This window comes from Chitinophaga horti, from assembly GCF_022867795.2.
Taxonomy (GTDB): domain Bacteria; phylum Bacteroidota; class Bacteroidia; order Chitinophagales; family Chitinophagaceae; genus Chitinophaga; species Chitinophaga horti.
Map to the genome: position 1 here is coordinate 5130762 of NZ_CP107006.1, position 13988 is coordinate 5144749.

9 protein-coding genes are annotated in these 13988 nt (G+C 50.7%); all 9 read right to left on the reverse strand.

Annotation, left to right across the window (positions count from 1 at the left end):
• Positions 1-2: 2 nt before the first annotated feature.
• The 9 genes from MKQ68_RS20650 to MKQ68_RS20690 all read right to left on the reverse strand — a co-directional run bounded on the left by MKQ68_RS20650 (position 3) and on the right by MKQ68_RS20690 (position 13969).
• A complete protein-coding gene (locus tag MKQ68_RS20650; RefSeq protein WP_264280750.1) occupies positions 3-1907 on the reverse strand; it encodes a RagB/SusD family nutrient uptake outer membrane protein in 1905 nt (634 codons plus the stop codon).
• An 18-nt stretch (positions 1908-1925) separates the two neighbouring features.
• A complete protein-coding gene (locus tag MKQ68_RS20655; RefSeq protein ID WP_264280751.1) occupies positions 1926-5348 on the reverse strand; it encodes a TonB-dependent receptor in 3423 nt (1140 codons plus the stop codon).
• A gap of 156 nt (positions 5349-5504) precedes the next feature.
• Positions 5505-6542: a FecR family protein gene (locus MKQ68_RS20660; protein ID WP_264280752.1), complete on the reverse strand. Its 1038-nt coding sequence runs from the start codon at positions 6540-6542 to the stop codon at positions 5505-5507.
• 74 nt (positions 6543-6616) lie between these two features.
• On the reverse strand, positions 6617-7258 hold the full coding sequence (locus MKQ68_RS20665) for an RNA polymerase sigma-70 factor (RefSeq protein ID WP_264280753.1): 642 nt from the start codon (positions 7256-7258) through the stop codon (positions 6617-6619).
• A gap of 185 nt (positions 7259-7443) precedes the next feature.
• Positions 7444-9120 carry an ArnT family glycosyltransferase gene (locus tag MKQ68_RS20670; RefSeq protein ID WP_264280754.1) on the reverse strand — a complete coding sequence of 559 codons (1677 nt, stop codon included), beginning with the start codon at positions 9118-9120 and terminating at the stop codon, positions 7444-7446.
• An 11-nt stretch (positions 9121-9131) separates the two neighbouring features.
• Positions 9132-10247, reverse strand: a complete 1116-nt coding sequence (gene nagA / locus MKQ68_RS20675) for an N-acetylglucosamine-6-phosphate deacetylase (protein ID WP_264280755.1) — start codon at positions 10245-10247, stop codon at positions 9132-9134.
• A 45-nt stretch (positions 10248-10292) separates the two neighbouring features.
• Entirely contained in the window at positions 10293-11084 is a 792-nt protein-coding gene (locus MKQ68_RS20680) for an amidohydrolase (protein ID WP_264280756.1), read from the reverse strand.
• A gap of 84 nt (positions 11085-11168) precedes the next feature.
• Positions 11169-11630 carry a regulatory protein RecX gene (locus MKQ68_RS20685; protein WP_264280757.1) on the reverse strand — a complete coding sequence of 154 codons (462 nt, stop codon included), beginning with the start codon at positions 11628-11630 and terminating at the stop codon, positions 11169-11171.
• On the reverse strand, positions 11630-13969 hold the full coding sequence (locus tag MKQ68_RS20690; protein ID WP_264280758.1) for an ATP-dependent helicase: 2340 nt from the start codon (positions 13967-13969) through the stop codon (positions 11630-11632). Before MKQ68_RS20690 ends, MKQ68_RS20685 begins: the two co-directional genes overlap by 1 nt.
• Positions 13970-13988: the final 19 nt, after the last annotated feature.

A 13988-nucleotide genomic window follows, 5' to 3' on the forward strand; every position in this document is an offset into this window, starting at 1 on the left:
GATTACCAGCCCGGGGTTTGCACCAGCTGGTTGTTCACGATCAGGTCATTCTCCATAATGGGCCACAGGTAGTCGCGTTTGCGGAACGTCTGGTTGTAGAGTAACCTTGGCTGATAATATTCATCAGCCGTTTTACCAGTATAGTTCCAGCCGCGCACGGGTTCGTTCATCACATACTCGGCCTCCTTCCAGCGGCGCAAATCCCAGAAGCGAGCGCCTTCAAACGCCATTTCGATCAACCTTTCCTGGTGAATGATTTTCCTCATACCGGGCTTTGTCGTGTAAGCAGTTGGGTTAGAGGAGAACTGCGTCCAGGATTCTTCCACGGACTTCAGCCCTGCACGTGCGCGCACTTCATTGATCCACTTCCAGGTTTCCGCGCCGGGACCTGCACTTTCGTTTAACGCTTCCGCGTAAAGCAAGTACAGATCGGCCAGGCGGATTACAGGCCAGGGATATGATTGTATCGTTAGCTCTGTAGCACTTGATATAGTAGCCGGGTTCACCAGCTTTTTAGGCCAGTAGCCAGTCATGGAATACGCCCATGCGTGGTTGTTGGATACCTGGCCCAGCTTGGCTTCTACGTAAACATTATCGGAGTCGGAAAAGCGGCTGCTGCCGTACCAGCGACTGGCATCAAAACCAAGATCGGCATAGTAACGAATCTCACGGTCGAAGTTGAGATTAGCCGTGATGTAATTCGGCTTCAGCATCAACCGCTCGTTATTGGTAGCGGTGCGCTGTGCATAACGGTTGTTATAATCCCAGGTTACATCTTCGTTGATAGGCACGCCGTTCTTTGTATAAAATTGCTCAACGATCTTAAACGGCACGCCGAACGTGGACCATGCGCCATTCTGCTTATCGCTGGTATAGAGTTTCGGAATAGCTTCCTGCTGAAGGCCGCCTGCGCGGCTATTGGTGCTGGCCCATACTATTTCGGAGTTCCACTTCAGACACACTGCATTCCGTATGCTCATTTCCGTTACCGTACGATCCGACACTTTAAAAGGAATGAACGCCGGATTTTGATAGTAAAGTTTTAAACCGACAGCGTGACACTGTTCTATCGCTATGCGGCATGCTTCCGCTGCTCTTTCCCATTTCTTCGGATCTACTGAGGTTGAGAAGAGATGCTCGCCTTTTTTGTTCACCACATCTGCATAATCGCTGTTGCCGTTAAAGAGCGGGCTGGCAGCAGTAACGAGCAATTGCGCCTTTACACTTAACGCTACAGCCTTGGTTGCGCGACCCAGTTCGGTCGCCTCGTTCACGATTTGCGGAGGCAGCTCCAATGCAGCTTCGTCCAGCAGACTGGCGATGTAATTCACGCAGGAATCCACCGGCATCTGCCATACTTTTACTTCATTAGGACCACTGGAAATGGGCAAATTTTTATCGAGCAGCGGAATAGGCCCGTACATACGGAAAAGGAAGTAGTGATAGTACGCTTTCAGAAAAGTCGCTTCCGCCTTCCAGCGTTTCTTTTCGTAATCATCCATATCCGGCACCTTATCGATGTTTTCGATAAACGTGTTACAGTCGCGGATGGCCACGAACATACCACGGCCGCCGCGCGTACCGCCCCAGTAGTTGGAATATGGATCTACTATATTCTGAAACCCGCGCGCAATCTGCCAGGCAGGCATGCTGATATTTACATTGTAGTCATTGCCCCACAGCTCATCGCCGCCGAGAATGGTTAGGTAGTTATATTGATCGGTATACCTTGGCTGATAGCTGTACAAGGTGAACAGGTATTGCTCGGCCTTACTGCGCATGCGAAATACATAGTCTACTGTGGCTACGTTATCCGGCACAATGTCCAGGTAATGGCAACCAAACACCACCGGCCAGCTTAGTAACACCAGCCATAATTTTACGTTCCTGGTTAGTTTTATCATCATATCATTAAGTGCTGATGGTTAAAAAGAAATTTGTGTTCCGAAGTTGATCACTCGTTGTACCGGGTAACCTAATCCATTGCCGCCCATTTCCACATCCCAGAGTTTGAAGCGACTGAGGGCAAACAAGTTGATGCCGCTCGCATAAAAACGCGCCTTTTCGATCTTGATACGGCGCGTAGTCGCCTGTGGCAGGGTGTAACCCAGTTCGGCGGTTTTGAGGCGCAGGAACGCACCATTACGCATGAACCACGTACTGCTCACCTGGTTGTTATTGATGTTACGATTGCTCAGTCGCGGCCAGATAGCGTACAGGTTACGATTATCTTCTGACCAATGATCGTCTGCATAGGCTTTCAGCAAAGCCCTGTCGTTCACAAAAGGTGCTGTAGTGGTGGGATTGATCCAGAACGATTCACGCGCCAGGCCCTGGAAGAAGGCGGACAGATCGAAGCTTTTATACCCTACGGAGAAGCCGAAGCCATACACGATCTCAGGGGTAGTAGGATAACCAATGGGCACCAGGTCGCGGGTAGAGATAATGCCATCGCCGTTTACATCGTGGTACTTAATATCGCCGGCCATGTACTCGCCAAAGCTTTGGTGCGGGGAGTTCAGCACTTCTTTATCATCGGCAAACAAACGTTCTGCAATGTAACCACGTACTTGTGACAACGGCTGACCGATCATGGACAAATATCTTTCGTCATAATCAGGTTCTTCGAACACCTCAAACTTGCTCGTAGAATACGTAAAGTTTGCACGTGCCTGCATCCAGAGGTGACGGGAGAAGTTATGGCTGTAGTCAATGGAAAGGTCCATCCCTTTACCGCTGGCCTCACCGATATTCGCTTTTACATCCGAAGAGGAAACTACACCCATCGTTACCGGGATAGACGCGCGGGTCATGAGGATGTTGCGGCGATACTCAGTGTACACATCGAGCAAAATGTTCAGGTTATTGTTCAACCCGATCTCCAGGCCCCAGTTGGTTTTAGTAGCCGTTTCCCAGGTGATGTTGTTATTGCCGTAACGATTCACGTTAATGCCCGGGCGGCTGTAAGTGTAGTCCGTACCAAAGGCAGACGAGCGACCGGGATCATTCATATTTACATCAGATAAATAGAAGAACCTGTCCTCCGGCGCACCAATCGCATCGTTACCTACGAGACCGTAAGTGTAACGCAGTTTCAGGTTATGCAGGATGTGCTGGTAAGGCTTCAGGAACTTTTCATTGGAGATGATCCACGCGCCGCCCACAGATGGGAAGAAGCCGAAACGTTTGTCCTTATGAAATCTCTCCGATCCGTTATACCCGAAATCGAACTCCACGAAATAACGGTTATCATAGGAGTACGTGTAACGACCCGATAAACCGATGTTACGATGCGGCAGCGAGAGTTGCAGGCTGCCTGCATTCGCGGTGATCTGGTTGTTCATCAGGAATACCAGCATCGCGCTGAAGTTATGTTTATCCCTGAAGGTGCGGTTATAGTTGGCAGTCGTTTGTAAATACGTGGTGGCGCGAATGTCTTTGTTACCCTCGTCGTATTCGAGGTACTCGGTACCGTCATTCGGATTGATGATGCCCAGCGTATAGTTATCGGCGTACTTATCGTACTGCTGCACCTGGTACCAGAACGGCTTATAGAAACGGGCGACGTCGAAGAAGGAAGTGCGGGTCGTATTGAACAACGCATGCACCGACAAACCTTCTGTGATAAACGAAAAATCCTGTTTCGCTTCAAACTGCGCTACGATGGTGGAACGGGTGTATTCTTTATAACCCTTCACCATATCTGCATATGGGTTGATGTAGTTACCTGTACCGAAGTTACCGAACATAATATGCTGCGTATGCGTATGCGCATCATCCATCGGGTAATAAGCCGGGAACAGCACCGGGTTAGCGTACATCACCCGGTTGTACATATCCGTACCGCTGGTGAGCGGACCGGTATAATCATCGAACGTACCATACAGGCGTACACCAATTTCAGTTGATTTAGTCAGGTTGATGTTAACGTTCGAGCGGAGTGCGTATGTTTTTAAGTTGATGTTATTGTTGAAGTTGTTCCGCTTATCCACTTTCAGCACGCCATTGTCCTGGTTCATGGTAGCGGCCAGGTAGTAGCGGGCAATTTTACCACCGCCGGAAATATTCAGGTTCGCGCGCTGGTTGTTCGTGTGTGTTTTGAACAGCTCCCTACGCCAGTCAGTTGCGGGATATACCAGGGGATTTGTACCCGCGATCGTGTTATCGATCTTCGCTTCGGAGTACAATTGTTTACCCAGCGGATCGCGGGTTACCACGGCTTCGTTGCCTAATTTCATGTACGTGATAGGGTCGGCCAGTTCTACGTTTTCAGTAGGTGCGGAAAGTGAGTTTTCTACACGTACAGATACGCGGGCCTTACCTTCCACCCCTTCTTTGGTGGTAACGAGAATTACACCATTTGCACCACGGGCACCGTATAAAGCGGTGGATGTCGCATCTTTCAAAATAGAGAAGCTGGCGATATCATCTACCTGCATGCGGGCAAGGTCAGTGGTGGTCAATTCTATACCGTCGATGAGGATGAGCGGGTCTTTTTTATAACCGAATGTGGTCACACCGCGAATGAAAAAGTCTGCATTATCTGCACCTGGTTCACCGCTACGCTGGTAAGCAATTACGCCGGCCATACGGCCTGCCAGTGCAGTGGTCAGGTTACTGGAGGGCACCTTTAATTCTCTCGGGTTGATGGTGGTCATCGCGCCTACTACCTCTTTCTTTTTCTGTTTACCGAAGCCTACGATCACGGTTTCGTCCAGTTGGTTGCTCGCAGGCGCCAGTTGCACATTGATGACGTCGCGGCCATTCAATGATATTTCCTGTTTATCGTAACCGATCATGCTGAATATCAGTGCGGTGCCGCCTTCTGGAATATCCAGCACGTACTTACCGTTTAAGTCGGTAGTAGTACCTACACTTGGCTTTTCCTTTACGGCAATGGTAACGCCGGGCAGCGGCGAGCCGCTGGTATCCGTTACAATGCCGCGTACATCCTTGCGCAATACTTTCGACAGGTTATCTTCCCCTCGGGTAGTAATGGCAATGAGGTTACCGTCCAGCAGTTTGTACTGCAGGTTGGCCATAGGCAGCACGGCTTCCAGCACTTTAAATACATTTTCCTCTTTTACGTTGAGGTCCACTTTTTTGTCGGGCTGCAACTTACGTTCGCTGAACAGGAAGTGGTATTTCGTTTGTGCCTCTATGGCCATTAACACCTTCCGGATATCGGCTTCGCGCAGGTCCATGGTAACCCTGTCCTGCGAATGCACAGAGGCAGAAAGGTGAAGAAAGGAAACGAGGATAAATAAAAAGGTCAGTTTCATAACGACAAGTACCTTTAGCAGCACATGCGGCGGTCCGAAAGCATGCACCAGATGCTTTTTTTTCATAACTTACGTAGAATTAGTAGTAAACAATAGGAAGCCGCGGTCGCTCAAAACTAAGGCCTCCTTACATGCTGATTAAGCGGGAAATGTTTCAGCGTTTCCCGTTTTTTTTATTTTGGTTGTTCTGTTTGCGTTGCTATATTATCTCAGTTTTTTAATTCAGTAAATGACCAGGGCATCGTCTTCGTGCCTGTAGTTAAACGACTCGATCACCTGCAGCGCTTCCAGCGCTTCTTCAGGTGTTTCTTTTTTAAAGGCGCCGGTGAACCGGAGTTGTTCCAGCGATTTATTATCAAAACGGATGGTTACATTATACCAGCGCTCCATGCGCAAGGCAAGGCTGGCAAAGTCTTCGTCGCGGAACAGCAGCATATTGTCGACCCAGGCGGTCTCAATGATCGCGCTATCTTCCGGCGGATAATAGGTTGGCCTGCTGATCAGCGGATCGTGGGCATGTTCTACCTGGAAGCTGTCCGTTGCGGGCAGCACCAGTTTATCGGAAGGTTTTAATCGTATTTTTTTATCGGGTTGCGCGGCGAGCGTCACTTCTACTTCTCCTGTAATGAGCGTGGCTTCATAAGCGCGGTCGCCGGGGTATGATTTGATATTGAAACTTGTACCCAGCACATGAATGCGCATCCTGTCGGTATGCACAATAAACGGACGCGAAGCATCGCGCGCTACGTCGAAATAAGCTTCGCCGCTGAGGTAAACTTCGCGGCTGTTACTGGCAAAACGAGGCGGATACTTTAATTCGCTGTCGGCGTTCAGCCATACGGTAGTACCATCGGCCAGTTTAATGAGGGAGCGTTTGCCACGTTGATTATGTTCGGTGCGTAGATCGTCCTGGTTCGCGTTATGGCTGTACAATAGCCAGGCACCGGTAACCAATACCAATACAGCGGCGATTTTAAGCAAGGGTGCCAGCCAGGCGCGTTTAACTGTGCGCACCGGTGCTTCTTCCCATACATCGGCTGCTTTCATTTGAGAAACAAGGCGTTCGAAAGCCTGGGAGGAGTGAATAGAATCGTCGCCTGTTTCGCGCTGCTTCCAGAAACGCTGCATCAGCTCCTGGCCTTTAGCCAGGCTGGGATCGGCTTTCAACAGGGCATCCAGCTCCTGCAGTTCTGCTGCAGAAATATCGCCCGAAAGCTTTTTAGATAACAGCCATATATACCGGTCGGTGTGCATGTGCATAACGTGGAATTAGCGCGTGTATACATATGACACCAAAACAAACCGAACTTACGTATCCGTTACCAAAAAAAATTTCAGGAAGCCATTCCTGGGAGTAAGATAGCCAGCAAACCCGCTATAGACAAGATATCCGTCGCAGGTGTTTTTTGCCGGTAGTCCGACAGGTAGGGCGCGAGAATGACATGTAATTGTTTTACCGCCTGGAATAACTGGGTTTCTACCGTACGGTGAGAGAGCTGGAGGATCTCCGCCACCTCTTTCGGTTTAAAGCCTTCATCTTTAATAAGGCGGAAAATCATACGCCTGCGGGGTGATAATTGCTCTACGGCCTCGTCGAGGCGCAACAGCAGCTCCCGCCATTCGGTGGCTGAGCAGGGGTCAAAGGTGTTGACGAGGCGGGCTTCGCCGGCGTCGTCGGTGGATACGATATGGATATTGGAAAACTGTCGGAGGTGATTGAGCGATTGGTTGCGTACCGCGGTAAACAGGTATTTGCCGATATGCGCTACGGCTTCGAATTGCTGCCTGCCGGTCCACAGTTTCATGAACACGTCGGACACTACCTCTTCGGCTGCTTCTGTGCTTTGCAGGTATTCGGCGGCAAACTTCACCAGGCGCGTATAACAGCCTGTAAACAGTTCCTCAAAAGCTTTCTGATCGCTTTGGGTCACTATTTTATGCCATAAGGTAGAGAGATGTGTATTATCAATATTCATCCGGGATAGTTTAGGCCGGTTACAACGATACAGTATGATGCATTAACAGTGGAATAAAAACCGGGCGCACGAAACTACAAGTCTGTCTTTAACATGGAATAACTTTCCTAAAGTAAATGTTAATATTTGATTTTGCAAGGTGAAGAGAAAAATTAACGGGGAAGTGTGCAACGCAACGCCCTTGTTTATTCGACAATGAGTTTGATGGTTTGACTGTTGTGTGTGGGTGGCAGTCCGGGTACAAAGACCGTGTATTTGAGTCGGTAACTGCCGGGCGTTTGCGGTGCTTTTACGAGTACATCGATCGAGTCGCGGGTGAGTGCTTCTCTGAGCGTGAGCGTGGTCCTTACGGTATCGAAGTATTTATCCTTACCCATGATCGCGTAGCCCGTTACCGCCGGCCTATCCGCCGGGAAAGGCAGCGCCACTGTGTAATCGGACTGCTTACCGAGCCGGAAATGCAGGTCGGCCCCAGGCGTAGTCGTTACCTTACTTTCGGCCTGCGTGAACTGCAGGAGCGAATAAGACACGTACGGCGCATATTTTTCGAGGTAAATCTTGCCGCGGGCGTCGGTCAGGCTGTCGGGCTGCTGAAAGAACGGGCGATAGCCGCCGACCAGCAATACTTCTTTATTCCAGATCGGCTCCTCCATATGCCAGTAATTGTACTGGCTGCGGCGGTTGCTCACCGTATTAAAGCTATACGCTTCGCCGCCAGTGTAGAACATGTATTTAGAGGGCGCCTGGTAGCTGTTGAAAAAAACAACCGGCCGGTCACCGGCTTTCGCTTTAATAGCATTTGCCCATTCCTGGTTATGGTGCAGCTCCGGGCGCACATGTACGCCAGGCATAAAGTCCCAGACCATGTATACACGTGTCACCAGCACCAGCGCCAACGATATGGGCAGTGTGTAGATCAGTGGCTTCAGGCTACGTTTATTGCGGATGATAGACTGGTGCGCCAGGATGACAAGTGGTGTAAAGACCATTACCGTCCAGTTAGCCTCTACGCGGCCTTTGAATGTGCTGATCAGGAAGAAGACGAGTACACCCGTCAGGCAGAACTTCAATGTACGTTCAAACGTGCGCTGTACCGGGCTGCTGAATGCGTAATAGAGTAACAGCCAGCCCATGAGCGGACCGAATAACAATAACTGCCCGATAATATATTCGATGGAATAATTGAGCTGGTAGGCATCCGCATTACGCTCCACCAGGTGGTATTGCAGCGATGGGAAATGATGCGTGTATTGCCAGTAAATATGTGGCAGGAACAGTACCGTGGTGATGATGCAGGCGATGTAATAACGGGTCACTTTCAGCAGGCTTACGTTGCTCAGTACTGTGAAGAAGACAAGCAATACGCCGTGGTATTTGCTGTAAAACATCAGCGCCATGCTCAGGCCCAGCAGAATCGTGTTTTGCCAGTCCTGCTTTTCGAGAAAGTCTTTATAAATACGGAAGTAAAGGGTCGCGAAGAAAATGAGCGGCACATCCGGCACAGCCAGCATGCCCCCGAGCTGCATGGCGCCCATGGCGCCCATGATCAGGTAAAACACCCGGTTGTTCTTCGGGCGCAGCATATCGTCTACCAGCATGAGCGTAAGTACATTCAGTACGACCATGCCTATACGTACGCCCAATTCGTTATGAAATACCGCGTAACCCAGTTTAATGAGCAGCGCGATCATCGGCGGATGGTCGAAATAGCCCCAGCTGAGGTTGCGGCTGTACACCCAGTAATAAGCCTCATCGTCCATCAAACCGGTAAAGAGTGCCTGCGCAACGCCCAGGGCAAACCACACGAAATAGAAAATGCTTTTATACTTATCCCGCCTGATATAACTAAGAAAGGTAGACATAGGGGGCGAAGTTATGAAATAGTTTGGGGCAGCAGCAATTGTTTCAGTGCCAGGGAGCGGTCGAGCACAACAAAGGCGGCCTCGTAACCCGGAGCGATCATGCCCAGCGGCACCTCACGTGTTAACAGCCGCGCCGGGTATTCGGCGGCCATACGCAGGGCTTCATGTAAATCGATGCCTACATGCGTTACGCAGTTTTGCACCGCCTGCAACATGGTGAGGCAGGAGCCAGACAGGATACCCTCCGGCGTCACGAAGCGATCGGGACGGCGAATATATTTATAGTCACCTTCCAGGTTTTCGTCTACCGCATCGGTGATGAGGTATAAACGTTCGCCCAATATCTTTTTGCTGATGCGCACCGCGTTGTAATTTACATGCACGCCGTCCACCACGATGCTGGCCATTACTTTCGGATGATCGAAAATAGCGCCCGGCATGCCCGGCTCGCGGTGCTGGAAGCCCGACATAGCATTGTACAGGTGTGTGGCGGCGGGAATGCCGGCCTCAAAACCAGCGTAGGCCTCAGGGTAAGTGGCGTTGCTATGGCCGGCAGAAATGATGATGCCGGCATCCATCAGGCGCTTTACGAGTTGGATGTCGCAACGTTCGGGGGCGAGGGTCATCATTTTTACGATGCCTTTGCCTTCTTCCAAAATCCAGTCGATATCCGCCGCAGTTGGCACTTTGATATAGGCTTCGATGTGGGCACCTTTCTTTACGGGATTGAAGAACGGACCTTCGAGGTGGAGGCCGAGTAATCCCTGGCCGCCTTGCTCCCAGTATGCTTTCACCGCCTTCATGGCTGCCAGCATCAATTCTGTAGAGCTGGTGGGTATGGTAGCCATGAAGTAGGCCGCGCCGCCGCTTTTGCAGTAGCCATATAAAGTGGTAAGCGATTGCACGCTCGGGTACATGGAAAACAGTTCGCCACCGCCGCCGTAGATCTGCATATCAATAAATGCGGGGGCGATGTAATCGCCCTGGAGGTCGGTGGTATGTACCGTTTCTTTCACTTCTCCATCGGCCACTAACGCGGTTACTTTTCCGTTTTCGGTGAGGATGGTGTGGCCTTGTAACCAGCCAGTGGGCGATGCAATGATTCCGTTCGTGTAGGCGTGCAACATATGTGTAAGATGAAACAGGGCCGGCTCAAAGGCCAGCCCTGCATGTTAGAGTATCATAAATTTATCGGCGTCCTTCAGGAAGGGGAGCCGGCCCCGTACCTCGTCCAGGTGCTGGCGCGAAAGGGTATAAGTAAATACGTCTTCGTCGTGTTCTTTGCGGTAAACGATCTCTCCCAGCGGGTCGATCAGGCTGCTGTCGCCGCTGTGGTAGATGTTATTGCCATCGTTGCCAACGCGGTTCACACCGATCACGTAACACTGATTTTCGATCGCGCGGGCGTGTAGCAAGGTTTTCCAATGCACATTACGCCTTTCGGGCCAGTTGGCTACGTTGATAAGCAGGTCGTACTCCGGTGCGCCGTCGCCGTTGATTACGTTGCGCGCCCAAACCGGGAAACGCAGGTCGTAACATACCGCCAGGTTGATCTTCCAGCCTTTTACCTGGGCAATGAGGCGTTTATCGCCGGGTGTGTAGTGATTATGTTCGTCTGCAAACGCAAAAAGGTGGCGTTTGTCGTAAGTGCCATATACGCCGTTGGGCTGCATCCAGATAAGACGGTTCAGGTACTGACCACCTTCTTCGATGATCAGACTGCCCATGATGATCGCGTTCTTTTCCTTCGCCTTCTGCTTCATCCAGGTTACCGCCTGTCCGTCCATCGTTTCTGCGAGCCTTTCGGGTTGCATGGAAAAACCGGTGCTGAACATTTCGGGTAGAATAATGACTTCAGTACGTTCTTTGATGCCGTCAATTTTGGCATCAAACATCGCCAGGTTGGCTGCTTTATCTTCCCAGTGGAGATTGGCCTGAATAAGACTTACGGTAAGATCGGACATATGATTCTTTTCATTTCCCGTGGTTAACGGGGTAACAACAAAATTACGGCGCTATGGGTTAGAAAAATTTGAATAATTTTCGATTTAGGGGGATGATTTTGCGATTTGTTTAATTACCTCCCCGATTAACTCCTGTTCAAATCCCCGTTGCAATAAAAACTGCATGGTTTTATACTGCCGTTTCAGGTACTGCTCGCCCTTCAAACTCTCATATTTCTTCTCCGCCAGTTTGTTCAACGTGGCCATGTAATCGTCTTCATCTATTTCCTTGAGGGCCTTTTTAATGCAGTAGGGCGACACCTGCTTCATCTTTAATTCCTGCACGATCTTTTTGCGGCCCCATTGTTTCATCCGAAACCTGCCGCCGGCGAAGGCACAGGCGAAGCGTTCCTCGTTCAGGAAGTTTTCTTCGATGAGGGCGGTGATCAGCTGGTCGATGGCCTCGCCTTTGAGGCCCAGCTCAAAACATTTGGAGCGCACCTCTGAATGGGCGCGCTCCTGGTATGCGCAATAGTTCCTTAATTTCTGTAATTCCTGTTCGTGCATTATTCCCTTACGATACGCAGCTTGGCGTAGTTGAGCATAATTTTCTTTTCGCCGCCGCCGGTGGGGAAGTTAACGGTGGCAATACGGTTGTTGGCAGCACCTTCCATGGCGGTAATTACACCGAAACCAAATTTCTGGTGTTCGATTTTCATGCCGGGCTCCATTGTAGCGGGATCGTCGGGCGCAAAGCCGGGCGTAGGTACGTGGGTGCTTGTTGCCGCAGCCGGTTTAGGCATTGGCCTTGGGCCGGATGTGGTAGCCGTTTGCTGGCCGGGTGCTTTTTTCTGCATCCGATCGAACGGGCTGCCGCCGCCACCGGGGCGACCTGCAGCACCTCCGCCACCGCCGAAGCTGTTGCGGATACCGCCGCCTGCATAACTGCGGTCCAGGAATTTTTCCGGCACTTCTTCGAGGAAGCGGCTCGGTTCATTTTGTTGTAACTGTCCGAAACGGTAACGGCTGTTGGCGTACGTAAGCCACAGGCGGGATTTGGCGCGCGTGACGGCTACGTAGAACAGGCGGCGCTCCTCTTCCAGCTCCTCGCGGGTGTTGATGGACATGCCGCTGGGAAACAGCGTTTCCTCCATACCCACGGTAAATACCACCGGAAACTCCAGGCCTTTTGCAGCGTGGATCGTCATCAGTTTCACCACATCGCTGTCCTCATCGTTGCCCTGGTCGGCATCGGTGAGCAGGGTGATTTGCTGCAAATAAGCACCCAGGCTTTTTTCCAGCAGCTCACCGTCTTCGGTAGGTGTTTCGGTAAATTCCTTGATGGAGTTCAGTAACTCCTGCACGTTCTCGTAACGGGCAAGACCTTCTGTAGTTTTATCGTTAAACAGCTCTTTTACGATATTGGTGCTTTTACCAACCTGCACGGCTACGTCGTACGCATTGCTCTTTTCCAGCATGGAGCGGAAGCTGCGGATCATCAGTACGAAGTTGTCGATCGCTTCGAGGGTACCGGCTTTAAAACCGAACTCGCGGGCGCGTTCGAGTACTTCCCACATGGTGATGTTATTTTCGTTGCTCGCCAACACCGCGCGGTCGATGCTCGTTTTACCGATACCACGCACCGGGTAGTTGATGATACGTTTCAGGCTTTCCTCATCGCGTGCATTGATGATGATACGCAGGTAAGCCAGGAAGTCCTTTACCTCTTTACGCTGGTAGAACGAAATACCACCGAAAATGCGGTACGGGATGGCCAGACGGCGTAAGCTTTCCTCCAACGCACGGCTCTGGGCGTTGGTGCGGTACAGGATCGCGAAGTCGCGGTTACCAAAGTGGTAGCGCAGCTTTTGTTCAGCAATCGTATCTGCCACGTACTTACCTTCTTCGTTATCGGTCATCGTACGTACCAGGCGAATCTTCTCACCTTCAGTATTGTCGGTCCAGAGTTTCTTTTCGATCTGGCCTTTATTTTTTGCAATTACTTCATTGGCTACGCCCAGGATGCTTTTGGTACAGCGGTAGTTTTGCTCCAGCTTTACCACATGCGCATCGGTGTAGTCCTTTTCGAACTGCAGGATGTTTTGGATGGTAGCACCACGGAAGGAGTAGATACTCTGCGCATCGTCGCCCACCACGCAAATATTTTCATGCACGGCACCGAGCAGTTTGATGATCTCGTACTGCGCAGGGTTGGTATCCTGGTACTCATCGATCATGATGTACTTAAACTTGTGCTGGTATTTAGCCAGTGCATCGGGCACTGTTTTCAGCAACACGTAAAATTTGTACAGCAGGTCGTCGAAGTCCATGGCGCCGTTCTTGAAACAGCGTTTGGCGTACATGTCGTAAATCTTACCCGTCAGCGGACGGTTTGCGCGCATGTCTTCCTGGGTGATGTAATAGTCGTGCTGGTATTGTTCCGGGCTCATAAGGCTGTTTTTAGCAGCGGAGATGCGGTTGTATACCAGGTTGGGTTTGTAGTGTTTATCATCGAGGTTCAGCTCGTTGATGATGGTTTTTACCACAGATTTTGCATCGTCGGCATCATAAATGGTAAAGTCGCGCGGATAGCCGATCTTATCAGCGTCCGAGCGCAGCAGGCGGGCAAATACGGAGTGGAAGGTGCCGATGTACAGGTTGCGGGCTTCGTTGCCGCCGAGGATCTTTTCTACCCTCTCCTTCATTTCCTTTGCCGCCTTGTTGGTAAAGGTGAGTGACAATATATTGAACGCATCCACGCCATTTTTCATGAGGTGGGCGATACGTGTGGTCAGTACTTTTGTTTTACCGGAGCCGGCGCCGGCAACGATCATCAGGGGGCCTTTAATATGTGTTACCGCTTCCCGCTGCCGTTCATTCAGCTCATTCAAGTAGTTTGGATTCATTCCCGAGTGTGGTGTTAAA